Genomic DNA, 23,445 nt, shown 5'->3' on the forward strand with positions numbered 1-23,445 from the left:
CCCTCCTGCAGTCTGTTCTCCTGTTACACACCACTGCTTTCGTTCCATTTACATATTTGTTTACTTTTCACGCCATACTTCCCGGAATACCCGCAGAGCGTTTTTGTAAAATATTTTTTCCAGCTCCGATTCCTTCATGCCGCACTTTGTCAGTACATGCGCCAGCAGCGGCATTTTCGCCGGACTATCTATTTCCAGATGTCCGCGGATACCGTCAAAATCCGTTCCAATCGCCAGCACATCACTTCCGCCCACATTTCGTATATGTCTTATGTGACGCAGTATGTCACGGATGCGGCTGGTATCATCCCCGCGCCCGCTTAAGAATTGCGGCGCAAAGTTTATCCCGATTACGCCGCCTCTTTTTGCAATCGCTTTAATCATGGCGTCCGTAAGGTTACGCGGATTATTTGTGATTTCCCGGCTGTTGGAATGTGTTGCAATAAACGGCTTGCTGCTTACATGCGCAACATCCCAGAATCCGCCGTCTGACAGATGGGAAACGTCAATGACTATGCCAAGCTCATTCATTTTCTCAACCGTCTCGGTACCAAACGGCTTCAGCGGCGCCTGCATTACCTGCGGCTTCGCAGAATTCGGAAAACCGATCGCGTTCTCATGATTCCAGGTGAGCGTCGCAATCCGCACACCCCGCTGATAAACAGTATCCAGCTTTCGCAAATCACTTCCGATAACCCCAAGGTCCTCTCCGGTAAAAATAACGCCGATTTTTCCGCTATCCTTCCGCGTCTCTGCCGCCGGATCTTCCAAAGCCCCCGTCTCTCCAGCTTTTTGCTGCTCTGCCAGACGCTCCATATCTGTCTTTTCTGCCTCTGTGCAGCGCTCCACATTCTGCCGCTCCACATCCGTTTTTTCTGCCTCTGTGCGGCGCTCCCCGGCTTTTTGCTGCCCTGCCAGCCGCTCCACGTCCGCCCAGGATTCCACCGGAACCAGAACATCACTGTGATGTTCCAGCAGCGCATCCTTTTTATCCGCAATATCACAAAATCTTTTCCAGACAAATGCGTCTCTGCAAAGATGCGGGAAATAGCCGGTTGGCACAAATGCCGAAAAACACTGTATCCATGCTTCTCCATCCTGCAGCGCCGGAATGGAAACCATTCTCTTATTATCTAAGAGGTCTTCCTTCGGGTAATGCAACATAGTAAATGTATCACTGTGTAAATCGATATATTTCATAAAATCCTCCCTGCATCCGTCCGCCCTGCGCACCCGGACATTTTTCTGCATGACCGCCCTGCCCGCCCGGACACTTTTCTGCATGACCGCCCTGTCCGCCCGGACACTTTTCTGCATGACCGCTCTTCGCACCCGGACATTTTTCTGCACGGCAGCTGTGCGCCCCTTCCGTTTAACATTGCTTTCTCACAACCGCATACTCGTCGCCATTGCGGTAATACGGGCAGCGGTAATGGCTGTCAGACATCAGCCGCATATATTCGTCCTCATCCATATTTATGTCGCACACATAGCTTTCATAATCATCATCATACATATAATATGCACAGCTTTCGCATATTCCGCCCATTCTGCCCTTCCCCTCTCTGTTTCCGGCACACCGGTTCCGCTCCCACCCGGATTTTTCCGCCTGCGGCTTTTCTGCCTGCACTTCTTGTGCCGCACTTCTTTCGCCAGACTCTTTCTGCTGCACTTCTTGTGCCGCACTTCTTTCGCCAGACATTTCCGCCTGCACTTCCTGTGCCAGACTTTTTCTGCCGTACTTCTTATGCCTCACTTTTTCCGCCAGACATTTCCGCCTGCTTTCCTGCCTGCACTATCTGCCAAGAATCTTCAGCAGCTTTCTCATGTATTGCAGCCGTTCCTCAAACTGCACATAAAAGTCACGTCCATCGTACGGTTTCTGATAGAAGCTTTCCAGAAGGTAAACATTCAAATCCCTTGTGAGCTGTTCGTCCTTCTGTGCTTCAGCCATTGCCCCGGTCTCTTCCAGAAGATTATGCCACTGCAGTACAAATGTCTCATATTGCGCAAGCTGTCCGATGTCCAGCCATTTACTGATTTTCACTTTTGTTTTCGGCTGCACGGGACATTCCTGCTGCTGGATAAAATACCGGAAGCTTCCGTTTTCGTAGATACGTCCAAGCGGAAACAGCCTGCACAGCCCCGGTCGGAAGGCGTGAATCGCGCAGCGTTTTTCCTCATTTAAAAAGGGACATTTCTCCGCTTCCCCCTCCATGCGCAGATTCGGCAGGAGAATGCCGTCCACCGGATGCAGCTCCACAAAGCGCTCCATCAGTCCCGCAAAGCCGGTATCCAGCCCCTTTTCCAGACGCCACACATCCAGAGGATCCAGAACAATGGATTCCCCCATTCCCGTGCAACAATCACAGCAGCCGCGGCAACCGCCGCAGCCTATTTTAACCATATCGTTCGCCGAGTAAAGTTTTTCTAAATCGGCAGCCAAAACCTCACGTCTCATATTATTCTCCGCTCCTTCTGCAGGTAAGCAGAAATACCGTTGTCATGATACACACAAAACCTGCCAGATCAAACGCCCCGAAAGAGCTGCCAAGCCAGAAGACCGCCAGCAGCGTAGCCGACACCGGTTCAATACTTGCGAGCATACTCGCCTTCACCGGACCGATATCCCCGACGCCCTGCAGATACAGCGTATAAGCAACCAGCGTCCCCGCTATCGCGACGCCGCCCACGGCAAGCCAGCCGCGTATATCCAGATGCACCGGTATCTGCCAGATGCGGATACCGCAGGCAAGCACCACTCCGCCAATCAGCATCCCATAGCCGGTGACGACCATGCTGCCCCATTTCGGGATAATACGTGCCGGAAGCAATGTGTAACATGCCAGACTTACCGCGGCAATCAGACCCCAGAGCAGCCCCTTCTCTGTCAGCACCATTGTGGAAAGATTTCCATGCGTCGCCAGCAGGAACGTACCAAGCACTGCGAGAACCACCGCAGTTGCTTCCCGCCCCGTCGGCAGACGGCGTCCCCGCAGACACACCAGAATCATAATCAGCACTGGTCCCAGATACTGCAGCACCGTAGCCGTGCCGGCATTCGAATAAGAAATCGCCGTCAGATAAGCATACTGGCAGAACAGCAGCCCGCAGACAGCAAAAACCACCACCTGCATGGCATCCCGCTTATTCCGCCAGATTCCCACCGCACACTTTTTCTGCTTCACAAAAATAAAAAGTGTCAGAAGAATCCCCGCCGTCAGCATCCGCACCGCTGTCAGCCAGCTCGAATCCACCTGATAATTGGTAAACAAATATTGTCCGCATGCCCCGGAAAAACCCCAGAGCACAGCTCCTGTCATTGTACAGACCGTTCCACGCAAGCTGCGGTTCATACTCTCTCCCTCTTTCTCCTACTCTTTATACTACAAATTCCCTGCTTCGTCAAATATTACTTATCTTGTTGATTTTTTCATGGTGAAGTGATAAGATAGGCGCATAAAGGCAACATATGAAATACAGGAGGGGATAATAATGGCAAAGAAAGGCAGACTGCTGTTTCTGCTTGCGCTTTGCGGAATGCTGAGCCTCACCGGCTGCCGTAAAAAAGCAGAAGAAACAGAAAGTGAAACTACCACCGTTTCCGAGACAGAATCTGAATCCGAAACGGAAAAAGAAACAGAAAAAACGACCGAAAAGAAATCACAGAATACCAGTGTGAAGAATACAACGGAAACAGAAAAAACAACCGTAAAGGCATCTGCCGCAAAGCCGTCCACCACAGGCTCTTCCACACAGACAGAGAGCACGGCGCAGACGGAAAATTCTGCCGGTACCGCACAGTGTCCGTATTGCTACCAGCAGATTTCCCTGGCGTCAAACGGCGACGGCACTACCGTGTATTCCGTTCACGTAGCCCAGGAAAAGGCATGGGCGGATATGTATGGCTACGGCGATACGCCCCCTGCCAATCAGCAGCAGACGAATGCACAGCAGACCGAGGCGCAGCAGACGGATGCTCCGTCCGGCGGCACCGATGATTCACAGCAGTGCGGTTACTGTTACCAGTGGTTCAGCGTATCCGACGGCTCCTATGCGGCGCACCTTGCCCAGGAAAATGCGTCGCTTGGTCTCCCGCAGGGAACTGAGTATGTCCAGTGCCCGACCTGCGGATACTCCTTCCCGAAGGGAAGCCTGTACGACAACCACGTCTGTGTCACAAATTAATCTGATAACTGAAGATATTTTTCCAGCTCCGCCGCAGCAATGGCTCCATCCGAGACAGCCGTTGCTATCTGGCGGAGCTTTTTCGCGCAGATATCTCCCGCCGCATATACGCCGGGCAGCGCCGTCCTTCTGTTCTCATCCGTCAGAAGATAGCCTGCCTCATCGCGCGCCAGTGCCTCCGGAAGCCAGGAGGTATCCGGCATACGCCCCGCCAGCACGAACACTCCGTATCCTTCCCCGCTGCACTCTGTCCACTCCCTGTCCTGTCTGCTGTCATAAAATGTGATTTCTGTTACGGCATTCTCTCCGGCAACCGCCTTTATTTTTGTGCAGAAGCGTACGTCCATTTTTTCCTGCTCCCGTATTCTGCCGGATACCGACGGCGGACAGGAAAACTCATCGCGGCGCACCACCAGCGTCACCTTTCTGGCAAAACGTGTCAGAAAAATGCCCTCCTCCACGGCTGCCACACCGCCACCCACCACGAAAATCTCTTTTCCACGGAAAAACGCTCCGTCGCACGCTGCGCAATAAGATACACCGTGTCCGGTATAAGCCTCCTCTCCGTCAAAGCCCGCTTTTCGCGGAACAGCTCCCATCGCAAGCACCACCGCCCGCGCCGCGACCTCCTTCTGTCCCGCCGTCAGACGCCAGTGTTTTTCTTCCCGCTCCAGCTCTGTCGCCTTTGCAAAACAAAATTCGCTTCCAAACTCCTTCGCCTGCCGCTGCATGGTATCCGCCAGCTCATAGCCGCTGCACGCCGATACCCCCGGATAATTTGCGACCTCCCAGGTGGAGGTCACCTGCCCGCCGATATTTTCTTTTTCCATCACCACCGTGCGAAATCCCGCCCGTGCAAGATAAATCGCCGCCGTCAGTCCCGCCGGACCGCCGCCCACTATCGCCGCATCATACAATCGTTTTTTCTCCGCCATCTGCTCCCCGTTCCTCCTGTTTCTATCCTGTTCCAGTCCCGTTTTCTGTCCGCCGCCGGATTATATTTCTAAACAGAGTATGCGCAGAAGGGCAAAAAATATGCCCGGCATTTCGCCGGGCAACGTGTCAATGCATCTTATTACTTTAGCTGTTCGCCATTTCCTTAACCTGTCCAAGTCCCTTTGCAACAGCCGGAATACACAGAATAATCACTGTGACAATTCCCTCCGCAAAGATGTAGCAGGCATTATAAGCCATCGAATATGCGAGCGTGTTCCATCCCTCCCACGCATATTCTCCAAAGAAAATCCATCCGGAAATCACCGCAAATACCCACCGTCCGCAGATACCTGCTATGTAACCCTTTATCAGCCCCGCCTTCGCGTTGCAGAAGAAGCCGGACAGACCGAGTGCGCCAAACGCCAGCGGATAATCCACCAGCACCTGTGCCGGGGACAGAATGTACGGGTCAATCAGAAACTGCAGGACGCCGTAAGCCATACCTGTCATAATGCCGGTCGCCGGTCCGTAAAGATAACCGACCAGACAGATAAACAGCATACTGAACAGGGTTACAGAACCGCCGAACGGGAACTCATACACCTTCAGCATGGATGTTACCATCGCAAGCGCCATCGCCATTGCACAGAACACAAGCTGCTTTGTGCCCGCTTTTTTCTTTCCGTTGCCCAGTTTCGCGGCAATCAGTGCCGCACCGATGAGAAGCGCCGCCAGAATCACAGCCGTTCCCACTTTGCCCGCCGTGGTGAGGAGCAGTTCTCCATCCACCTCTGATACAAAAAATGACATAAAAAAACCTCCTAAAAATAAAATTTGACAGGAGGAGCTTCTTCGGTAGTCTGCTTCCTTACGCCGGTATTACCCGGTTCAAGTAGTGAGGGTCAGCACCGCAGTGCTTTCTCAGCCAAAGGCTCCCCTAGCATAAAAATGCTATGTAGTTGTCATTTCTTATCTATTGTACCACCAGCCATCCAAATGTCAAGCATTGTATATCCAAAAAAACAGAGCCGGGAGCATTAAGACCTCTGCGCGGCGCACTTATTGTAGAGCTCCGCAAATAATTCCGTAAATTCCATCTCCACCTCCGCAAAGGGACGCAGCGAGAAATCCGCCACGGACAGCATTTTCCCCGGCTGCTCATACAGCTTTTCACCGGCAAAATGCAGGAATTCAAAATACAGACAGGTATCGTCCACATTTTTTATGCAGCGCTCTTCGTCCTCCCTGGGCACACTTCCGAGAAACTTCCGGTATATGGCGTCCTGCAGCACCTTCTCTGCTTCCCGGTAGCCGGGCAGATTTTTCTTGACCGGACGGGTAATATCGGAAAGATACGCCTCGCTGGCATCGTGCAGCAGGCACGCCAGCGCCAGGCGTTCACTGTATCCACGGGCGATTGCCTCTCTTGCGCATTGTATACAGTGCTGCCCCACCGAATAAAACTGCGGAAAATGTCCGTTTGCCCGTGTGAGAAAGGACAGCGGATGCGCAATATCCTCAATCACAATATCCTCCGCCTGCGGAGCAAGCGGAGTAAAATGTATTCTGGAATAAGTTGTAATATAATCAGCCATAAAACCCTCTGTCATCAGATATTCTTTAACGGTATCATATGCCGCAGGAGGTCTTCTAATTCCTCGCGCTCCCGAATCAGCACGACCTCTCCGTTTTCCCGCAGCATTACCTCCGCCGGGCGCAGGCGGTTGTTATAATTTGACGCCATCGTAAAGCCGTAGGCTCCGGCATCCAGAATGCCAAGGATATCGCCCTTGAAAATTTCCGGAAGCACACGGTCCTTCGCCAGAATATCGCCGCTCTCGCAGATATTGCCGACCACCGTCACCGGCTCTGTTTTTTCAGATTTCACCTCAGAACCGCGGTACACCTCAATCCCATGATAGGAATCATACATAATCGGGCGCTGGAGCACATTAAAGCCGCAGTCGCAGCCAACAAACTTTTTGTCGTTATTGTGCTTTACAGAATGCACCTCTGAGAGAATCACACTGCACTCCGCCGAGATATAGCGTCCCGGCTCGATGCGGAAGGTCACCTCTCTGCCATATTCCCGCGTAAACTTCCAGAGAGCCTCGTCGATTGCCGCGCCAAGCCCCTTCAGATCCAGCGGAGCCTGATCCTCCTCTTTTTTATATGGAATACCGAAGCCGCCGCCCATATCGATAAACTCCAGCTCCGGAAACTGTTTTGCAATCTCCAGAAGCGCCGCGATGCTTGCCGTGAAGGCTTCGCCCGTCATAAACAGCGAGCCGATGTGCTGATTGATCCCCACCAGCTTTAAGTGATATTTTTCCAGCAGCTCCCTGATTTGCGGAATATACTTCGGTTCAATACCGAATTTTGTTTTTTTGCCCGCTGTTATCACCTTTTCATGATGTCCGGCGCCAACGCCCGGATTAAAACGAATGGCAACCTCGCCTCCCGGCGCAAGCTGTCCAAACTGCTCAAGCTGGCTTAAAGAATCCACGCTGACGCGCACTCCGGCATCGATTGCATACTGCATTTCCTCTGCGGATACATTATTTCCGATATAAAAAATCTCCTCCGGAGCAAAGCCTGCCGCCCGCTCCACATAAATTTCTCCCGGAGACATGGCGTCTACCTCCAGCCCCTCGGATTTTACCACCTGCAGAAACGCAAGATTGCTGTTTGCCTTTGCGGAATAATCCACCACAAATTTCGGATACGTCACCATGTTTTTCAGATCACGGCAGCGCTGTCTTAAAATTCTTTCATTATATACATACAACGGCGTCTGATATTCTTTTGCCAGCTCCACCGGATTGTGTCCCTCGAAAAAATCCAGGCTGTCTGTCACCTTTGTGTATACTTTGTTCATTTCTGTTTTTCCTCCTGTCGCCTTTATTCGTTTGTCATTTTAATCATTCAGCCCGCGCCATCCGCAAAGCCGAACTGTTCACTCCGTTCACAGCAACGGTTAATTCCCTGCGCTTTATTCCTTCTTCATCTTCCTCTTGACTTATTATAGCGATGGCGATAAAATTTGTATAATGAATTTTATGAAAAAACTAATTTGCTATTTCGATAAGAGGTTCACATGAATATTGAGAATTTAAAAACATTTATTACACTTTCCGAGCTGAAGAATTTTACCCAGACTGCCGACCGCTACTATATCGTGCAGTCAACCGTTACCAACCGCATCATGGAGCTGGAAAAAGGGCTTGGTAAAAAGCTTTTTATCCGCAACCGCAAAAACGTTGAGCTGACGGAGGAGGGGCTTCATTTTCTGAGCTATGCAAAACGCATTGTCGCCCTGGAGGCTTCCGCGATAGAGGAACTCAGTATGCTTCACACCTTTTCCGAATCGCTGCGTATCGGCACCGTGAATACTGTATATGACTGCTACCTCGGACAGCCGATTATGGACTACATCCGCAATCACAAGGATATTTCGCTGAAAGTCATCATCGACCACTCCGGCACGCTGCTGCGTATGCTGCAGGACGGTACGCTGGACCTGGCGTTTACATATATCCCCCTGAAAAAAGCCGGCTTCATCTGCAAGCCGTTTCACACCGACGACCTGGTGCTTGTCACCTCGCCGGTCCACCAGGAATACAAGGACGGCGTCCGCCAGTCGCAGCTCCCGGATTTGAATTATCTTTACTGTGATTTTATGATTCAGGACAACGGCACCTTTATCCGCGACCTGTTCCCGAAAAATTATTCCTTCCCCTTTGAGATTGACAAGCTGACGCATCTGCTGCCGTACCTTCTTGAGGGAATCGGCTGCACATTTCTCCCGCGCACGCTTGTGCAGAATTATCTGGATGAAGGAAAGCTGATTTCCATTCCGCTGCTCGATTTCGAAGCGCCGACCATCCAGAATCACATTGTAATTCCGGAAAACCGGATAGACAGTCATGCGCTTGGCCTTTTCCTGGAAAGCGTCGGAGCTGACACGGAGGATACAGTATGAAAAAAACAAAACGCATTCTTGCTCTGACAGGCGTCGTCCTGCTGGTTCTTTTATACGTCTTCACACTGATTTTTGCGCTGATCGACAGCCCCTGGGCATACGATATGTTTAAAATCAGCCTTGGCACAACAATTATCCTTCCGGTACTGCTCTATGTATACAATCTGATGTACCGTTTATTAAAGCATGATGGCGAAAACGAGGGAGGGTCTGATGATAAACACCGTAATCTTTGATATCGGAAATGTACTGGTCGCCTACGACTGGCAGAGCAGTCTGAGATCCTACGGATTCTCCGCAGAAAAATATGAAACGCTCGCCGATGCCGTCTACCGGCACAGCGACTGGAACGAGATGGACCGCGGCGTGCTGACCACAGAAGAGGTCACAGCGCGTTTTATCAGCCACGCTCCGCAGTACGCGGATGATATCCGCCGTCTGGTTGCAGATATCGGCAGGACGATTTATCAGTATCCCTACACAAAATCGCTGCTGCAGAGGCTGCGTGATGCCGGATACCGGCTGTATTATCTCTCCAATTACGGGGAATACGGGCGCAGCCGCACCGAAGACGCCCTGGATTTTATCCCGCTGATGGATGGCGGACTGTTTTCCTACGAGGTGCAGATGGTCAAGCCGAACCGCTGGATTTATGCAGAGCTTTGCCGCCGCTTTCAGATTTGTCCTGAGGAAGCCGTTTTCTTTGACGACAACCCTGCAAATGTGCAGGCGGCAAGGGAAATGGGACTGCAGGCTGAGGTCTTCTCTTCCCCGGAGGATGTACTTGCAAGGCTTGCAATAAGTGATAAATAACATTTTATCTGAAGAAAACGACCGGATTCCCTCACAGGTTTCCGGTCGTTTCTTAATATGCTCTTATTCATGTTCCTTCTCTCTGGGGTAACGTTTCTTTATATCCGTCCGCTCCAGAAGATAATCCGTACTCACATCATGAAAATCCGCAAGCTTTACCAGAATGTCCAAAGGCATCATACTGTCTGCATTTTCATAACGGCTGTACGTCCGCTGTGTGATGTTCAGCGTGTGCGCCATTTTCGCCTGTGTCAGGTCTCTGTCTTCCCGCAACTCCCGAATTCTTTTATACTGTTTCATAATGTCCTGACTCCTTTGCATCTGTCAAACATTATAAGCCAGTCAGAATCCGTCTGCAAGGATTTGGGGCGCATTCGCTAGTCATTTTTCGTCTATGTTTATTTTACATTCAATATGTTATTTTTCACAGAAATTACCGATAAATAATATCGTTTCTTCCCGGTCCGTTTGAAATCATGGTAATCGGAAAGCCGATTTCCTTCTCCACAAATTCAATGTAGTTCCGGCAATTTTCCGGAAGCTCCGCGTATGTCCTGATTCCGCGGATGTCTGTCTTCCAGCCCGGAAGCCTTTTCAGCACCGGCTTCGCTTTCTGCAGCTTCGGCGTTGTCGGGAAATCAGTCGTCACTTCCCCGTCAATCTCATAGCCTACGCACACCGGAATCTCGTCCAGATAGCCAAGGACATCCAGCACCGTAAATGCCACATCCGTTGTTCCCTGCAGGCGGCATCCGTATTTTGATGCAACGCAGTCAAACCAGCCCATGCGGCGCGGTCTGCCGGTCGTAGCGCCGTACTCGCCGCCGTCTCCGCCTCTGCGGCGCAGCTCATCCGCTTCCTCTCCGAAAATCTCACTGACAAAAGCACCTGCGCCGACCGCGCTGGAGTATGCTTTTACCACCGTAACGATCTTTTTGATTTCGTATGGCGGGATGCCTGCCCCGATTGCACCATAAGCCGCCAGCGTGGAGGAAGAAGTAACCATCGGGTAAATGCCGTGGTCCGGATCCTTCAGGGAACCAAGCTGCCCCTCCAGCAGAATATTCTTTCCTTCTTTAATGGCGTTCCACAAAAAGGCGGAAGTATCGCACACATAAGGCGCAATCATTTCCCGGTAGGAATCCAGCTCCTTCAGCAGCTCCTCCGGCTTAATTGCCGGTTTGTGATAAAGATGCTCAAAAATAACATTTTTCTGTTCACAGATGCGGTAAACCTTTTCCTTCAGCAGCTCCTCATCGAACAGCTCGCTTACCTGGAAACCAATCTTCGCATATTTATCGGAATAAAACGGCGCAATCCCGGATTTTGTGGACCCAAAAGATTTCCCCGCCAGACGTTCCTCCTCATACTGGTCCTGCAGTATGTGATATGACATCACTATCTGCGCACGGTCTGACACCAGAATCTTCGGCATCGGGACGCCGCGCTCCACTATACTTTTTATTTCATTAAACAGTACCGGAATGTTCAGCGCAACACCATTTCCAATAATGCTGGTGGTATGCCCGTAAAACACGCCGGACGGCAAAGTATGCAGCGCAAATTTCCCATAATCATTTACAATGGTGTGTCCTGCATTTGCTCCGCCCTGAAAGCGCACAATAATGTCCGCCTTTTCTGCAAGCATATCTGTAATCTTGCCTTTTCCCTCGTCTCCCCAGTTTGCTCCTACTACTGCCTGTACCATAAGTACCTCCATTCTCCGGGCGCATACGCCCGTCCGTTATCCGCAGACATTATACTACAACTATTCCGGAAACGCAAGTAATACTGAAACTTAGCAAAAAAAGTGATTCTCTCTTTGTTCCGGGGTCAGCCGCTCCATTGCATCATATTCCGCTTTCCGAATCTGGGGGATGATTTCATCCGCAAATTTCCGGATATCCTCTTACCTCCGGCGTGATCTGTCCAAAAAAACGATATCTACAAGAGAAACACCGGACACCGCTGCTGAATAGCCGTTCCGAAGGAGCCGTATTACAGCTTGCTGTATCCTTCATCGCTGACCGGCTCCAGCCATTCGTTGGAGGCTCCCTCTGCTGGAACCTCTACTTTCTTATCTCCCATAGGGAATACACTTGTTATTTTTTCCATGATTTTTACTCCTTTTCTTTCACCAGATAGCGCAGCCAGACGCTTCCGCCGTTCCTGACCTCCGCGCTCTGCAGCGAAAAGCAGACCGGCATTTCCGGGGCAAACCCGCCCTTCGCGGAAAACAGCGCCGGGGTATTCGTAGAACCATCCGCAGCTGCGGCAATGACAACACTCACTTCATCACACATTCCAGCCTGTATAAAAGACCAGTTCAGGACGCCGCCACCGCCAAGCATCAGCGTTTCAATGCCAAACAGTTTTTTGCCGAAAGAAATATTGTAAAACACATCTCCGGCGGCGCTGCCTTCCGGTGTTTCCATGTATTTCCCCATGATCTTCCCATCCAGAGAAGTCATCATATAGCAAAAAATATAAGGTCTGTTCATCTTCTTGTTTCCTTTCATTCTATCGTTTTTTAATCCTGCGGCTTTAACGGACCGTAAAAATAACTGGACGTTGCCCCGCCGTCAATCAGGAAGGTAGAACCGGTGATAAAGGCTCCCTTGTCGCTCATTAACAGCTCCGCCACATTTGCCACTTCATCTGCGGTTCCCGGACGTCCCGCCGGGCAGTTTGCAAACATATTCTTGTAGAAATCACCGCGGGGACCGTTAAATTCATCAATCGCCAGCGGCGTCACAATAATGCCGGGGGCAATATCATTGATACGGGCGCCCCGCTTGCCCCACTTAACAGCTTCCGCCATCACCCGCTTCTCATTGCAGCGTTTCGCCATCTGATAAGCGTGCAGCGTATCCCGGATGTTTTCCGGCTGCAGCAGGGGAAGATTCAGCAATTCTTCCGTTGGCGTAGTAGCTAAAAGTTCATCTTCCTCGTCTGTCAGAGCAGGCATACGCCACCCGGACTGGCTGGAAATCGTCACGCCTACACCGCCTTTTTTAATGACTTTTCCGACTTCCTCAAGCAGCACCGCCGTACCGTACAAATCTACTTTAAGAATCGCTTCAATCGGCGCCTGACTGGGAGAAACGCCCGCCGCATTGACCAGCATGGAGATTTCCCCATATTTTTTTGCTTCTTCAATCAGATTCAGAATGGATTCACGGGAAGATAAATCCATTTCCACCGGAACTGTATCAAATCCGGCATCGTTCATGGTTTTGGAAATCGCCTCTGCGTTTTCCAGTTTCTTATCGCCAACCACAATTTTCATCCCGTAGCCCATTCTTCTGGCAATCGCCATACCAATCTGTCCGGCGCCAGTTAAAATCATTACATCCTTCATTGTATTTCTCCTTTCTTACAGTTTCCCGCCAAAGACCGGGAATCCGCTGTATTCGCCGTAGTCCTCAATTTGCTCCATCGTTTTTAGGATTTCCATGTCAGCATCGGAAATCACAAAATCTACCTCTGCGTTGTTTTGCATATGTTCCGGGTTTGCAGTTTTCGGAAGGGGAAGCAGCCCAAGCTGCATTAAAAATCATTTTTTACATCCTCCAGTTATTATTTTTTTATTTCTTCCAGACACTCTTTGATTTCCGGTTCTGCGTAATTCACGCTCGCGCCTCTCAAAGCAAGTCCTTTTCCAATCTGCGCCGGTCAGCTTTTGAAGAAGCCCCGCTGCAATTTCCGTATTGCCGATGTCCAGCTTTCTGATCGTACCGCTCACATAGTTTTCATCCTTGCGCGAGAAGTACACAATCATCTCTGCCATCTCACCTGCTCCTTTCTTTTGTTCTGTCTCCATTATAAACTCTTTTTTCTTGACTGAGAATCTCCGTTATGTTACCATAGTTTCAACTTAAAGTTTAAAGTTTTCCAGGAGGTAACTCGTATGTATAACAGCCAGCTAACAGTTTTTGTCTGTGTTGCAGACTGTGGAAGCTTTTCTAAAGCGGCAGAAAAGCTGTTTATCTCCGCCACTGCCGTGATGAAACAGATTAATTCTTTGGAGAAGCATTTGAACTTAAAATTGATAGAAAGAACGCCCCGCGGAATCTTTTTAACCCCTGCGGGCGATGTGATTTACCGGGACGCCAAATTTCTTTTTGACTATTCCAGACGTTCCATAGAAAACGCAAGACAAGCCATGAATATCTGCGATACAACTTTTTGTGTCGGAACCTCCATGCTGAATCCGGCAAAACCTTTTATGGATTTGTGGTACCGCGTCAACAAAGAATTTGCGAATTACAAGCTGCATCTTGTTCCTTTCGAGGATGACCATGAAGGCATCCTTTCAGAAATCGCACAGCTTGGAGAAAAATTTGACTTTCTTCTTGCTGTCTGTGACTCTAAACTCTGGCTTGATAAATGTAATATGCTGCCTTTGGGAAGATACCGAAAAATGTGCGCAGTCTCCAGAGAACATCCGCTGGCACAGAAAAAGCAGCTTGAAATTTCCGATCTGTATGGCGAAACCCTGATGATGGTAAAGCAGGGAGACTCCGAAGTGAATGACCGTATCCGCGAAGATTTAACCCGCAATCATCCGGCAATCCAGATTGAGGACACGCCGCATTTTTATGATATTTCTGTTTTTAATCGCTGTGTGGAAACCGGAAATGTCCTTTTAATTCTCGAATGTTGGAAAGACATCCATCCAGCTCTTGTAACAATTCCGGTAAACTGGGATTACAGTTCTCCCTATGGACTTCTGTATGCGCTTGATCCGCCGGAAGATGTGGTGCGGTTTGTAAACGAAGTGAAAAAACTGAAATAACTCGTCAAAATAAATATGTAAAATCAAGTTCGCAAGCAATTTGGCAGGAATCCGTACCCGGATTTCCTGCCAAATTACTTGTTAATGACATATCCCCAAACCCCTGAGAGCATTGCCCGCTTGTAAGCAGAGCAGACTTTCCGTTTCTGTTCCAGAAGTCCGGCGTATTCCTCCCGCAGAGATTTGACGGAAAGCAACTTTGTAATGGGCGCTTCAAAGACCGCCACATGCCGGTTGCCCGGATTGTTGGGCGGTCATCTTTCCCGACAAACACACAGGCCGGCTCGCCATGATACCGGGCTTCATAGAACAGACCTTCCCGAAATTCATTTTAATATTATTTACTCTCTTACAACACTGATGCGCTTCTGAATGTTTGCGCCGTTTATAATTTCATCTACCATTGCGATGGCATAGTCTGCATAGCTGATAATGCTCTCGCCCCTGGAATTGAGTGTTAATTCTTCACCGCCGGAAATGTATTTTCCGATGCGCTCGCCCTCCGCCTGAAAATCACCGGCAGGGCTGATATAGGTCCATCTGACGTCCTTCCGTTCCCGAAGCTCGCCCAGCGCCTTTGCCATAGCAGCTGCCAGCGGCTTGAAAATATCGGGGAAATCCGGACCATCTGCCACACAAACGGTATGTTCGGGATTTACATACAGGCTGCCAGCGCCGCCCACCACAAGCAGCCGGGTATCCGTACCGGAAAGGATATCGCACAAATGCTTCAAAGAGGTACTGTGCTGCGGCAGCGTATCTTCCGTCCATGCACCAAAGGCATCCACTACTGCGTCCAATCCTTTCAGATCATCAGCCGTCAGATCGAACAAATCCTTTTTCAGGACCTGCTTCGCTGCGGTTGTATTATCCGAGCGGACAATGGCTGTTACATCCAGTCCTCTGTCCACGGCTTCCTTTACAATAAGTCTTCCAGCTTTTCCATTTGCACAAATCACTGCTATCTTCATGTTAAATTCCTCCCTGTTTTATCATTACTTATTTGATCAAGCTTTGGAGCGGCCGTTCTCGTCAGCTCTTGTCTGTATTATAAACAGAGCGGTTTCCACTGTAAAGTAAGCACAATAATGTGCTGTAGTTACCAAAAGGGAACTAATGGAAAGCTTCCCGGCAGATTATGGAATCCAAATTACAGACCGGCACCGGCTGGAATCAATAGCTGGAAACAATATCCAGAAGATTCTACCGCGTGCCTTGACTTTCATCCGGCACAATGCTATGATACATCCATAATGCCTATTCGTAATGCAGGCGTAATATTATGCTGTAGTTACCAAAAAGAAACTATGTATATATTGGGAGGTAAGCAGTATGGCAGAACAGATTAATAAAAAGGAATTACCGGCCTGCCCGGTAGAAACTACCCTAACTCTTATAGGGGATAAATGGAAAGTATTGATTCTCCGGGATTTGCTGCCCGGCACAAAGCGTTTTGGAGAGTTGAAAAAATCTATCGGAAATGTATCTCAGAAAGTATTAACTGCACAGCTTCGCGATATGGAGGCAAACGGGCTCGTAAACCGTCATGTGTATGCAGAGGTGCCGCCAAGAGTAGAGTATTCTCTTACCGAGCTTGGGTACAGTCTGAAGCCTGTTCTTGATGCAATGTGGAATTGGGGCGAGGGCTACAAAGCATCCTATCATTCGTAAAGCATATTGACCAGCCGCTTTCAGGCTGGTTTTTATGTCAGCACCCGGTTTCAAGCTGGTTTTTGTGTTGCCATGCATACGACAAAAATGTCCGGCGGCCGTTTTTTAGTCAGCTCTTTAAAGAGGCTACCTTTTCCTTCGGGGAGCTGCAGGTAGTTTCATTAATCGATAATTATTTCAGAAAAAAAGAGATTCTGGAAAACATCTATGTCTTTGATGACGGGTTAATAAAGGGTTTTCTTCAAATGAACGGAACCGAGATTTGTAAATTATATGTGGACACCTTCTTCCAGTGTAAGGGAATCGGCAGGGAACTGATTGAATATGCCATAAAGGAATTTCATGCAGATAATTTATTGGCACTGGAAAAAAATACCAGAGCCATTTCCTTTTATCAAAGGCACGGATTTCGCCTGACAGGTCAGAAGCAGTTTGAAGAAGGAACCACCGAATATCTTGTTAAAATGGAAAAATAAGAAATAAAAAAGGAGAACGCCACATGGACAACTGGTTTACCATTGAACAAATAGACAGCGATACATTCGCTATCAGTGAATACAGGCACTGGGAGGAGACACATTGTTATCTGCTATGCGGAAAGCAAAGGGCCGTTCTTATCGATACAGGTCTGGGTGTTTCCAATATCAAAGAGATTGTTGACGGTCTGACGAAATTGCCTGTTATCGTAGTTACTACTCATGTTCACTGGGACCACATTGGCGGACATCGGTATTTTGAAATTATTGCGGTACATGAAGCGGAAAAAGACTGGTTGTCGGTCAGGTTTCCGATACCCCTGCAAACGGTAAAAAATAATCTTATGTGCAGACCATGTGACTTTCCCCAGAGTTTTCACATAGACGAGTACCGGATTTTTCAAGGTATTCCTCAAATGCTTCTGCATGATAAAGATTCTATCGACCTTGGTGAGCGCAATCTTGTTGTTATCCACACGCCCGGTCATTCTCCGGGACATTGCTGCTTCTACGAACCAGACAGGAAATATTTATATTCCGGAGATTTGATATACAGCGGTTGTCTTGACGCCTTTTATCCATCTACAGATCCCGAACAGTTCTGGATGTCCGTCAGAAAAGTTCAATCTTTCGAGACAGAGCACATTTTTCCCGGACACCATCAGTTATCCATCCCGGTTTCCATAATAGAAAAGATAGAAACAGCTTTTCACACATTGTCAGATGCGGGAAAACTAGAACAGGGAAACGGCATTTTCCAATATGAGAATTTCCAGATTCATATCTGAATTCTGTTCTGAAAACATTTGACAATTACATAGAACCTCAATATGCTATATAGAGTCCTCGATATAGCGAAGTAAAATAGTGGGGATACCTATGGATAATAGAACCAAAATCTTTATATCCTCCGGAAAACGCATTCCGGTACGGAGAAAGATTCATCCGGGACATCCAGCATCGCGCTGTTTCCGGTATTTTTATCAGTTATCTTATTGCTTATGATTCTTATGCATGAGAAGCTGGTACGAAGCTGCGGATAATTATCGGTCTCGATTTTCTTTACAGATAATCTGTCCGTCATTTTTTGTGATATAATGCTTTTGTTCAAGTGCTCAAACAGAGGAGGCGGTTTTTACGGAAAATACAGTCCAGGACATAGAACGCATAAAACAGCAGTTTCAATCATGTCAGCAGATATTTACTGCTTTTGGAGACGAAACACGGCAGCATCTTTTATCCATTCTGCTCTGCAGCGAATGCAGCGGAAGCCGGGTGGTTGATATCGCTAAAAAAACAAATCTGTCGCGCCCGGCGGTTTCACATCATATGCAGATACTGAAGAATGCCGGTATTGTCAAAACACGCAAGGAAGGGACATACGTCTATTATTATTTAGCGCCGGAGGGCAGTGAGATCCAGAAGGTTATCGACCTTTTTTGTGATATCCGGCGAATCATGGAAAATGCTCCGGACAGAAGTGAAGAATAAGCTGCCGGTTTATGGCACAGACTTTAAGTTGTATTCCCGTAACGCAGACTTTAAGGTTTCTTCACCTGCTGCAGACCGCAGCTTTATGTTACAGACTGTACTCCGGAACAGATTTCCGGTTCCAGATGCACTCATGATAATTATACAATTTGTGACGGAGGTAATGGAATATGGATTTAGATTTAATGGAAGCAATCAGGAGGCGGCATTCCGTCCGCTCCTACAGCAGCAAAGCCATAGACGGCGACGTCAGAAGTGAGCTGTTGTCTTATATTGAACAATGTAACCGGGAAAGCGGGATGCATATGCAGCTTGTGTTAAACGAGCCGCAGGCATTTGACGGATTTATGGCGCATTACGGAAAATTTTCCGGCGTTAAAAATTATATTGCCGTAATCGGAAAAAAAGGCAGCGGACTGGAAGAAAAATGCGGCTATTATGGAGAAAAGGTCGTTCTGAAAGCACAGCAGCTCGGACTGAATACCTGCTGGGTCGCAATGACATACAGCAAAATCAAAACAGCATTCCAGGTAAACAGCGGCGAAAAATTATGTCTTGTGATTGCCATCGGCTATGGCGAAACAAAAGGCGTTCCCCACAAATCAAAGCAGCCGGATGCGGTGATGAATGTGGACGGTCCGGTACCGGAATGGTTCCGCAAAGGCATCGAAGCGGCTCTGCTGGCTCCCACTGCAATGAACCAGCAGAAATTCAAATTCTCCTTAAATGGAAATACTGTTACGCTGAAACCCGGAACCGGATTTTACACAAAAATGGATGCCGGCATTGCAAAGTATCATTTTGAAATCGGCGCCGGAAAAGAAAACTTTCAGTGGGGATAACAGACAGGGGAGCCAATCAGCTCCCCTGCATTTGCACGATATCCTGCCGGTTCCCGTCTTTACAGACTGCCATACTCCTGGTCTTTGCAGTTATGCGCCAGCGGACAGGAGCCTCTTCCAATTTTGCAGTTATGCGCCAGCGGACCGGAGCCTCTGCCAAGGTTCAATCCCGCCCGGAGCGCGTCTGTCACATATTCTTTTGCGGCATACACGCTTTCATAAACTGTTTTTCCTTTTGCAAGATTGCAGGCGATTGCAGAAGAAAGTGTACATCCTGTCCCGTGAGAGTTCGGATTTTGTATACGTTCTGTCCTGAACCAGTGAAAATTTCCGTTTTCACAGAGCAGGTCTGCCGCATCCCCGCACAGATGTCCGCCCTTTATAAGCAGCGCCCCGCCATACCGTCCGGCGATTTTCTCCGCCATTCTCTTCATATCCTCTTCCGAACCAGCATGAAATCCCGCGCCCGTCTCATTTTGAAAAGATCCCTTCTCTGCCCGGATTCCTGCGCCTGTCTCATTTTGATAAGAGCCCTTCTCTGCCCGGATTCCGGCGCCCGTCTCATTTTGATAAGAGCCCTTCTCTGCCCGGATTCCGGCGCCTGTCTCATATTGATATAATGCCTCCGCTTCCGGAAGGTTCGGTGTAATAACCGCTGCGAGTGGCAGCAGCTTTTCCGTATAGGTCTGCATTGCCTGTTCACTCATTAATCTGTGCCCGCTTGTGGAAATCATGACCGTATCAATCACGATGTTTTCCGCCTGATACTGTTTCAGCTTTTCTGCAATCACTTCCATAATTCCGCAGTCCGGCACCATGCCGATTTTTACCGCATCGGGACGAATATCCTGAAATACACAGTCTATCTGCTGCGCCACAAACTCCGGCGGTGTTTCCAGTATCCCATAGACACCTGTTGTGTTCTGCGCTGTCAGTGCGGTAATGACACTCATCCCATAAACATCATGTGCCATCATGGTTTTCAAATCCGCCTGTATTCCGGCTCCGCCGCTGCAGTCGGAACCGGCGATTGTAAGTACCTTCGCCGTCATTTTTTCCTCCTATAGCCGGTCAGCTTTCCGTACTGTCATTTCCCTTCTGTAGCCGGTCAGCTTTCCGTACTGTCATTTTCCCTCTATAGCCGGTCAGCTTTCCGTACTGTCATTTCCCTTCTGTAGCCGGTCAGCTTTCCGTACTGTCATTTCCCCCTATAGCCGGTCAGTCTTCAGAGCTGTCATTTTCTTTGACATAGCAAGCAGCTTCCGGCATTCCGTCTCTATATGCTCCGCTGCAAAAACAGCCGAGACGAGCGCCACCCCGTCAATGCCGGAGCCTGCAAGCTGCATCATATTGTGTCTGTAAATACCACCGATGGCACAGACCGGAATCTTTACCGCATGACAGATTGCCTTCAGCTCCTCATATGGCACATAATCCGCATCACTTTTTGTAGATGTTGTAAATACTGCTCCGACTCCAAGATAATCCGCTCCCATTTTCTCCGCCTCCAGCGCCTGCTGTACCGTCTGGGCAGACACGCCGAGGATTTTACCGGCGCCGATTTTCTCTCTGACACGCGCAGCCTCCATATCGCTCTGTCCGACATGAACACCGTCCGCATCACACGCCAGCGCTACCTCTATATTATCATTAATAATAAACGGGACCCGGTACTTCTCACATACCTTTTTAATCTCTGCCGCTTCACTTAAAAATTCTGTAAAGGAGAGCTCTTTTTCCCGAAGCTGCACCATCGTTGCCCCGCCTTTTACAGCTTCTTCCACAACGTCGCACAGTCTGCGTCCATTCAGCCACATACGGTCCGTCACCGCATACAAAAGCATGGCGTCCCTGACGGATTGCGTACTTTTAGCAAATTTCATACCTCGCACCCTCTTCCAGCATCCTGCCATCCAGTTTATATACCTCATCTATCAGATAATTCCGGAAGCTGGAATTACCCGCATTCTGTTCTTTTCTCACAGCCTCCGCTTTCTCTCCGCAAAGGCCCATAGCACATACTGCCGCAGCGGCAGCCTCCAGAAGCTGCTGCGGATTTGCAGTGATGTACGCCGCTGTCATCGCCGTCAGCATACATCCGCTTCCTGTAATCTGAGACATTGTCGGCACCCCGTTTTTAATCACATATGCTTTTTGTGAATCCGCCACAATATCGGTCGCGCCGGTGATTACGATTACAGCTCCTGTTTTTTCTGAAAAGGCTTTCGCAAAGGCAATGACAGAATCCAGGGTTTCATCCGTCACCTTATCCGCAACATCTGCATCCACCCCTTTTGTCGTTCCGCCTCCCAGCGCAAGGGTCTTAATTTCTGAGATATTTCCGCGGATAACACTGAATCTCACTTCCTCCAGAAGCTTTTTTGCGGTATTGGTGCGAAGTGCGGACGCTCCGGCCCCGACCAGGTCCAGGATTACCGGATGTCCCAGCTCATTCGCTTTTTTGCCTGCCGCCAGCATTGACCGGATGGTGCGCTCATTCAGCGTCCCGATATTGATATTCAGACCGCCGCACACGGAGGTAATTTCCTCCACTTCTCCAATGTCGTCCGACATAATCGGCGAACCTCCGCACGCCAGCAGAATATTGGCGCAATCGTTTACTGTCACATAATTTGTGATGTTATGTACCAGCGGCGTTTTCTCTCTCACATTTTCCAGCATTTTTCCTAGCATTTCTTTATTCTCCTTCTCATTCTCTTTTTGTTATGTTAAATTCTCCGGCAGACTTTCCAAAATCCGCTCTTTCATTACAAGCGCCGGACAGAACAGCGTTTTCTTTACAGGCATCCGGCGAAACAGAACACTTTATTCTCCGGCAGACACCGGACGCGGCAGACCTTAGGTATCACTCATCGAAAATAGACACGATTTCCCCGTCCAGAATCCGGTTCATGTTTTTCACTGCGCAGAAATTTCCGCACATACTGCAGGTATCTTCTTTTTCCGGCTTTGAAGAAGCGCGGTACCTTCTCGCTTTTTCGGGGTCTATGGCAAGGCGGAACATTTCCTCCCAGTTAAGCTGCTTTCGCGCAAGGCTCATCTGGTTATCCCAGTTGGCCGCTCCCGGAACTCCCTTGGCTATATCCGCTGCATGCGCTGCAATCCGGGCAGCAATAATTCCTTCCTTTACATCCTCCACATCCGGCAGGCGCAGGTGTTCCGCGGGCGTCACATAACAAAGGAACGAAGCGCCGTTCATCGCCGCCACAGCCCCGCCGATAGCGGAGGTGATGTGGTCGTATCCGGGAGCGATATCTGTCACAATCGGCCCCAGAACATAAAAAGGCGCACCGTGACACAGTGTTTTTTCAATTTCCATATTTGCGGCAATCTGATTGAGCGGCATATGACCCGGTCCCTCAATCATCACCTGGACATCCTTTTCCCACGCCCGCTTCGTCAGCTCGCCAAGTGCTATCAGCTCTTCAATCTGCGCAGCGTCCGTGCCGTCCGCAATAGAACCCGGTCTGCACGCATCACCTAAACTTAATGTAACATCATATTCCCGGCAGATTTCCAGAATCTCATCAAAATGCTCGTAAAACGGATTTTCTTTTCCTGTCATTTCCATCCATGCAAAGATAATCGAGCCGCCGCGTGAAACAATATTTGTCAGACGCTTATTTCTCTTAAACTTATGTGCTGTCTCTTTATTAATTCCGCAGTGGATGGTCATAAAATCCACGCCGTCCTGCGCGTGCATCCGCACAATATCAAGCCATTCCTCCGATGTGATTTTTATCAGCGGCTTATGATAATACACCACCGCATCATAAATCGGCACCGTGCCAATCATTGCCGGACATTTTTCTGTCAGCATCCGGCGGAATTTTCCTGTATCGCCATAGGAGCTTAAATCCATAATCGCCTCCGCTCCCATAGAAACAGCGCTCTCCACCTTCTGAAGCTCCATTTCCAGATTTTTGCAGTCTCTGGAGGTTCCGAGATTTACATTGATTTTCGTTTTCAGCATGGAGCCCACGCCAGCCGGAGAAATGCTCTTATGATTTTTGTTGCACGGAATAATCACCTTTCCTTCCGCCATCAGCTTTGCCAGCTCCACCGCCGGAATCCCTTCCTTCTGCGCCACTGTCTCCATCTGCGCAGTAATAATTCCTTTGCGCGCTGCATCCATTTGTGTTGTATATTGCATGATTTTCCCTTTCCGATACAAAAGAACTGTGCCACATGCGTATCCTTACGAAGTGCTTTTGATTTTACGAAAGG

At 49.1% G+C, this 23,445-nt stretch carries 29 protein-coding genes and 1 riboswitch; of the genes, 10 read left to right on the forward strand and 19 right to left on the reverse strand.

What is annotated here, in order from left to right; all coding sequences use genetic code 11:
* Window positions 1–60: 60 nt before the first annotated feature.
* From NQ534_RS04685 to NQ534_RS04700, 4 genes are all read right to left on the reverse strand, one after another.
* Entirely contained in the window at window positions 61–1,317 is a 1,257-nt protein-coding gene (locus tag NQ534_RS04685; protein WP_006860855.1) for a dipeptidase, read from the reverse strand.
* A 55-nt stretch (window positions 1,318–1,372) separates the two neighbouring features.
* A complete protein-coding gene (locus NQ534_RS21695) occupies window positions 1,373–1,549 on the reverse strand; it encodes a DUF6472 family protein (RefSeq protein WP_242655324.1) in 177 nt (58 codons plus the stop codon).
* Window positions 1,550–1,795: 246 nt separating this feature from the next.
* On the reverse strand, window positions 1,796–2,461 hold the full coding sequence (locus NQ534_RS04695; protein ID WP_040782235.1) for a YkgJ family cysteine cluster protein: 666 nt from the start codon (window positions 2,459–2,461) through the stop codon (window positions 1,796–1,798).
* Between the two features lies 1 nt (window position 2,462).
* Window positions 2,463–3,356 carry a DMT family transporter gene (locus tag NQ534_RS04700; RefSeq protein WP_040782232.1) on the reverse strand — a complete coding sequence of 298 codons (894 nt, stop codon included), beginning with the start codon at window positions 3,354–3,356 and terminating at the stop codon, window positions 2,463–2,465.
* A gap of 139 nt (window positions 3,357–3,495) precedes the next feature.
* Between NQ534_RS04700 and NQ534_RS04705 the strand changes: the two genes are divergently transcribed.
* Complete coding sequence (locus tag NQ534_RS04705) at window positions 3,496–4,188, forward strand: hypothetical protein (protein ID WP_006860851.1); 693 nt, start codon at window positions 3,496–3,498, stop codon at window positions 4,186–4,188.
* Here NQ534_RS04705 and NQ534_RS04710 read toward each other — a convergent pair.
* From NQ534_RS04710 to lysA, 4 genes are all read right to left on the reverse strand, one after another.
* Complete coding sequence (locus NQ534_RS04710) at window positions 4,185–5,123, reverse strand: NAD(P)/FAD-dependent oxidoreductase (protein ID WP_006860850.1); 939 nt, start codon at window positions 5,121–5,123, stop codon at window positions 4,185–4,187. The genes NQ534_RS04705 and NQ534_RS04710 overlap by 4 nt on opposite strands.
* A gap of 145 nt (window positions 5,124–5,268) precedes the next feature.
* Window positions 5,269–5,934, reverse strand: coding sequence for an energy-coupled thiamine transporter ThiT (thiT, locus tag NQ534_RS04715; RefSeq protein WP_006860849.1), 666 nt, complete (start codon window positions 5,932–5,934; stop codon window positions 5,269–5,271).
* 38 nt (window positions 5,935–5,972) lie between these two features.
* A riboswitch (TPP riboswitch) is annotated at window positions 5,973–6,073 on the reverse strand.
* An 88-nt stretch (window positions 6,074–6,161) separates the two neighbouring features.
* Complete coding sequence (locus tag NQ534_RS04720; protein ID WP_040782323.1) at window positions 6,162–6,719, reverse strand: HD domain-containing protein; 558 nt, start codon at window positions 6,717–6,719, stop codon at window positions 6,162–6,164.
* Window positions 6,720–6,733: 14 nt separating this feature from the next.
* A complete protein-coding gene (lysA, locus tag NQ534_RS04725; RefSeq protein WP_006860846.1) occupies window positions 6,734–8,002 on the reverse strand; it encodes a diaminopimelate decarboxylase in 1,269 nt (422 codons plus the stop codon).
* 219 nt (window positions 8,003–8,221) lie between these two features.
* Here lysA and NQ534_RS04730 point away from each other — a divergent pair, with 219 nt between their 5' ends.
* From NQ534_RS04730 to NQ534_RS04740, 3 genes are read left to right on the forward strand one after another with little or no spacing between them, the layout of a single operon-like run.
* A complete protein-coding gene (locus NQ534_RS04730) occupies window positions 8,222–9,106 on the forward strand; it encodes a LysR family transcriptional regulator (RefSeq protein WP_006860845.1) in 885 nt (294 codons plus the stop codon).
* Window positions 9,103–9,342, forward strand: a complete 240-nt coding sequence (locus NQ534_RS04735; protein WP_006860844.1) for a hypothetical protein — start codon at window positions 9,103–9,105, stop codon at window positions 9,340–9,342. The genes NQ534_RS04730 and NQ534_RS04735 overlap by 4 nt, the downstream gene beginning before the upstream one ends.
* Window positions 9,320–9,919, forward strand: a complete 600-nt coding sequence (locus NQ534_RS04740) for an HAD family hydrolase (protein WP_006860843.1) — start codon at window positions 9,320–9,322, stop codon at window positions 9,917–9,919. The genes NQ534_RS04735 and NQ534_RS04740 overlap by 23 nt, the downstream gene beginning before the upstream one ends.
* 63 nt (window positions 9,920–9,982) lie before the next feature.
* Here NQ534_RS04740 and relB read toward each other — a convergent pair whose 3' ends face one another.
* From relB to NQ534_RS21390, 6 genes are all read right to left on the reverse strand, one after another.
* A complete protein-coding gene (gene relB / locus NQ534_RS04745; RefSeq protein WP_143115710.1) occupies window positions 9,983–10,219 on the reverse strand; it encodes a type II toxin-antitoxin system RelB family anti-toxin in 237 nt (78 codons plus the stop codon).
* Window positions 10,220–10,352: 133 nt separating this feature from the next.
* Window positions 10,353–11,627: an adenylosuccinate synthase gene (locus NQ534_RS04750; RefSeq protein ID WP_040782228.1), complete on the reverse strand. Its 1,275-nt coding sequence runs from the start codon at window positions 11,625–11,627 to the stop codon at window positions 10,353–10,355.
* A gap of 412 nt (window positions 11,628–12,039) precedes the next feature.
* Complete coding sequence (locus tag NQ534_RS04755; protein WP_040782225.1) at window positions 12,040–12,420, reverse strand: dihydrofolate reductase family protein; 381 nt, start codon at window positions 12,418–12,420, stop codon at window positions 12,040–12,042.
* 29 nt (window positions 12,421–12,449) lie between these two features.
* A complete protein-coding gene (locus NQ534_RS04760) occupies window positions 12,450–13,280 on the reverse strand; it encodes an SDR family oxidoreductase (RefSeq protein ID WP_006860839.1) in 831 nt (276 codons plus the stop codon).
* A 15-nt stretch (window positions 13,281–13,295) separates the two neighbouring features.
* Window positions 13,296–13,421: an oxidoreductase, aldo/keto reductase gene (locus NQ534_RS04765; RefSeq protein WP_198140189.1), complete on the reverse strand. Its 126-nt coding sequence runs from the start codon at window positions 13,419–13,421 to the stop codon at window positions 13,296–13,298.
* A 54-nt stretch (window positions 13,422–13,475) separates the two neighbouring features.
* On the reverse strand, window positions 13,476–13,709 hold the full coding sequence (locus NQ534_RS21390; RefSeq protein WP_176944174.1) for a hypothetical protein: 234 nt from the start codon (window positions 13,707–13,709) through the stop codon (window positions 13,476–13,478).
* 120 nt (window positions 13,710–13,829) lie between these two features.
* Between NQ534_RS21390 and NQ534_RS04775 the strand changes: the two genes are divergently transcribed.
* On the forward strand, window positions 13,830–14,717 hold the full coding sequence (locus tag NQ534_RS04775; protein WP_006860836.1) for a LysR family transcriptional regulator: 888 nt from the start codon (window positions 13,830–13,832) through the stop codon (window positions 14,715–14,717).
* A gap of 341 nt (window positions 14,718–15,058) precedes the next feature.
* Here NQ534_RS04775 and NQ534_RS04780 read toward each other — a convergent pair whose 3' ends face one another.
* A complete protein-coding gene (locus tag NQ534_RS04780) occupies window positions 15,059–15,688 on the reverse strand; it encodes an NAD(P)-dependent oxidoreductase (protein WP_006860834.1) in 630 nt (209 codons plus the stop codon).
* A gap of 361 nt (window positions 15,689–16,049) precedes the next feature.
* On the opposite strand from NQ534_RS04780, the gene NQ534_RS04785 reads away from it, so the two are divergent.
* From NQ534_RS04785 to NQ534_RS04805, 5 genes are all read left to right on the forward strand, one after another.
* On the forward strand, window positions 16,050–16,388 hold the full coding sequence (locus NQ534_RS04785; protein ID WP_006860832.1) for a winged helix-turn-helix transcriptional regulator: 339 nt from the start codon (window positions 16,050–16,052) through the stop codon (window positions 16,386–16,388).
* A 245-nt stretch (window positions 16,389–16,633) separates the two neighbouring features.
* The gene (locus NQ534_RS21700) at window positions 16,634–16,864 is read left to right on the forward strand and encodes a GNAT family N-acetyltransferase (RefSeq protein WP_242655319.1); all 231 of its coding nucleotides are present in this window, start codon (window positions 16,634–16,636) and stop codon (window positions 16,862–16,864) included.
* A 23-nt stretch (window positions 16,865–16,887) separates the two neighbouring features.
* Window positions 16,888–17,652, forward strand: a complete 765-nt coding sequence (locus NQ534_RS04795; RefSeq protein ID WP_006860830.1) for an MBL fold metallo-hydrolase — start codon at window positions 16,888–16,890, stop codon at window positions 17,650–17,652.
* Between the two features lie 457 nt (window positions 17,653–18,109).
* Window positions 18,110–18,355 (forward strand): ArsR/SmtB family transcription factor, encoded by a 246-nt coding sequence (locus NQ534_RS04800; protein WP_242655323.1) that lies wholly within the window; start codon window positions 18,110–18,112, stop codon window positions 18,353–18,355.
* A 170-nt stretch (window positions 18,356–18,525) separates the two neighbouring features.
* The gene (locus tag NQ534_RS04805) at window positions 18,526–19,197 is read left to right on the forward strand and encodes a nitroreductase family protein (protein ID WP_006860826.1); all 672 of its coding nucleotides are present in this window, start codon (window positions 18,526–18,528) and stop codon (window positions 19,195–19,197) included.
* Between the two features lie 59 nt (window positions 19,198–19,256).
* On the opposite strand, the gene thiD is transcribed toward NQ534_RS04805, so the two are convergent.
* The 4 genes from thiD to thiC all read right to left on the reverse strand — a co-directional run bounded on the left by thiD (window position 19,257) and on the right by thiC (window position 23,371).
* The gene (thiD, locus tag NQ534_RS04810) at window positions 19,257–20,249 is read right to left on the reverse strand and encodes a bifunctional hydroxymethylpyrimidine kinase/phosphomethylpyrimidine kinase (RefSeq protein WP_006860825.1); all 993 of its coding nucleotides are present in this window, start codon (window positions 20,247–20,249) and stop codon (window positions 19,257–19,259) included.
* Between the two features lie 156 nt (window positions 20,250–20,405).
* Window positions 20,406–21,080 carry a thiamine phosphate synthase gene (gene thiE, locus NQ534_RS04815; RefSeq protein WP_006860824.1) on the reverse strand — a complete coding sequence of 225 codons (675 nt, stop codon included), beginning with the start codon at window positions 21,078–21,080 and terminating at the stop codon, window positions 20,406–20,408.
* Window positions 21,067–21,891, reverse strand: coding sequence for a hydroxyethylthiazole kinase (gene thiM / locus NQ534_RS04820; RefSeq protein WP_006860823.1), 825 nt, complete (start codon window positions 21,889–21,891; stop codon window positions 21,067–21,069). The genes thiE and thiM overlap by 14 nt, the downstream gene beginning before the upstream one ends.
* Before the next feature lie 172 nt (window positions 21,892–22,063).
* Window positions 22,064–23,371, reverse strand: coding sequence for a phosphomethylpyrimidine synthase ThiC (gene thiC, locus NQ534_RS04825; protein ID WP_006860821.1), 1,308 nt, complete (start codon window positions 23,369–23,371; stop codon window positions 22,064–22,066).
* Window positions 23,372–23,445: the final 74 nt, after the last annotated feature.

It is taken from the genome of Marvinbryantia formatexigens DSM 14469, from assembly GCF_025148285.1.
GTDB lineage: Bacteria > Bacillota > Clostridia > Lachnospirales > Lachnospiraceae > Marvinbryantia > Marvinbryantia formatexigens.

Excerpts from the sequence above, each read along its gene's own strand:
- NQ534_RS04685 (WP_006860855.1), bottom strand. The coding sequence starts at position 1,317 with ATGCAGAAAAGTGTCCGGGCGGACAGGGCGGTCATGCAGAAAAGTGTC.
- NQ534_RS21695 (WP_242655324.1), bottom strand. The coding sequence starts at position 1,549 with ATGGGCGGAATATGCGAAAGCTGTGCATATTATATGTATGATGATGAT.
- NQ534_RS04695 (WP_040782235.1), bottom strand. The coding sequence starts at position 2,461 with ATGAGACGTGAGGTTTTGGCTGCCGATTTAGAAAAACTTTACTCGGCG.
- NQ534_RS04700 (WP_040782232.1), bottom strand. The coding sequence starts at position 3,356 with ATGAACCGCAGCTTGCGTGGAACGGTCTGTACAATGACAGGAGCTGTG.
- NQ534_RS04705 (WP_006860851.1), top strand. The coding sequence starts at position 3,496 with ATGGCAAAGAAAGGCAGACTGCTGTTTCTGCTTGCGCTTTGCGGAATG.
- NQ534_RS04710 (WP_006860850.1), bottom strand. The coding sequence starts at position 5,123 with ATGGCGGAGAAAAAACGATTGTATGATGCGGCGATAGTGGGCGGCGGT.
- thiT (WP_006860849.1), bottom strand. The coding sequence starts at position 5,934 with ATGTCATTTTTTGTATCAGAGGTGGATGGAGAACTGCTCCTCACCACG.
- NQ534_RS04720 (WP_040782323.1), bottom strand. The coding sequence starts at position 6,719 with ATGGCTGATTATATTACAACTTATTCCAGAATACATTTTACTCCGCTT.
- lysA (WP_006860846.1), bottom strand. The coding sequence starts at position 8,002 with ATGAACAAAGTATACACAAAGGTGACAGACAGCCTGGATTTTTTCGAG.
- NQ534_RS04730 (WP_006860845.1), top strand. The coding sequence starts at position 8,222 with ATGAATATTGAGAATTTAAAAACATTTATTACACTTTCCGAGCTGAAG.
- NQ534_RS04735 (WP_006860844.1), top strand. The coding sequence starts at position 9,103 with ATGAAAAAAACAAAACGCATTCTTGCTCTGACAGGCGTCGTCCTGCTG.
- NQ534_RS04740 (WP_006860843.1), top strand. The coding sequence starts at position 9,320 with ATGATAAACACCGTAATCTTTGATATCGGAAATGTACTGGTCGCCTAC.
- relB (WP_143115710.1), bottom strand. The coding sequence starts at position 10,219 with ATGAAACAGTATAAAAGAATTCGGGAGTTGCGGGAAGACAGAGACCTG.
- NQ534_RS04750 (WP_040782228.1), bottom strand. The coding sequence starts at position 11,627 with ATGGTACAGGCAGTAGTAGGAGCAAACTGGGGAGACGAGGGAAAAGGC.
- NQ534_RS04755 (WP_040782225.1), bottom strand. The coding sequence starts at position 12,420 with ATGAACAGACCTTATATTTTTTGCTATATGATGACTTCTCTGGATGGG.
- NQ534_RS04760 (WP_006860839.1), bottom strand. The coding sequence starts at position 13,280 with ATGAAGGATGTAATGATTTTAACTGGCGCCGGACAGATTGGTATGGCG.
- NQ534_RS04765 (WP_198140189.1), bottom strand. The coding sequence starts at position 13,421 with ATGCAAAACAACGCAGAGGTAGATTTTGTGATTTCCGATGCTGACATG.
- NQ534_RS21390 (WP_176944174.1), bottom strand. The coding sequence starts at position 13,709 with ATGGCAGAGATGATTGTGTACTTCTCGCGCAAGGATGAAAACTATGTG.
- NQ534_RS04775 (WP_006860836.1), top strand. The coding sequence starts at position 13,830 with ATGTATAACAGCCAGCTAACAGTTTTTGTCTGTGTTGCAGACTGTGGA.
- NQ534_RS04780 (WP_006860834.1), bottom strand. The coding sequence starts at position 15,688 with ATGAAGATAGCAGTGATTTGTGCAAATGGAAAAGCTGGAAGACTTATT.
- NQ534_RS04785 (WP_006860832.1), top strand. The coding sequence starts at position 16,050 with ATGGCAGAACAGATTAATAAAAAGGAATTACCGGCCTGCCCGGTAGAA.
- NQ534_RS21700 (WP_242655319.1), top strand. The coding sequence starts at position 16,634 with ATGAACGGAACCGAGATTTGTAAATTATATGTGGACACCTTCTTCCAG.
- NQ534_RS04795 (WP_006860830.1), top strand. The coding sequence starts at position 16,888 with ATGGACAACTGGTTTACCATTGAACAAATAGACAGCGATACATTCGCT.
- NQ534_RS04805 (WP_006860826.1), top strand. The coding sequence starts at position 18,526 with ATGGATTTAGATTTAATGGAAGCAATCAGGAGGCGGCATTCCGTCCGC.
- thiD (WP_006860825.1), bottom strand. The coding sequence starts at position 20,249 with ATGACGGCGAAGGTACTTACAATCGCCGGTTCCGACTGCAGCGGCGGA.
- thiE (WP_006860824.1), bottom strand. The coding sequence starts at position 21,080 with ATGAAATTTGCTAAAAGTACGCAATCCGTCAGGGACGCCATGCTTTTG.
- thiM (WP_006860823.1), bottom strand. The coding sequence starts at position 21,891 with ATGCTAGGAAAAATGCTGGAAAATGTGAGAGAGAAAACGCCGCTGGTA.
- thiC (WP_006860821.1), bottom strand. The coding sequence starts at position 23,371 with ATGCAATATACAACACAAATGGATGCAGCGCGCAAAGGAATTATTACT.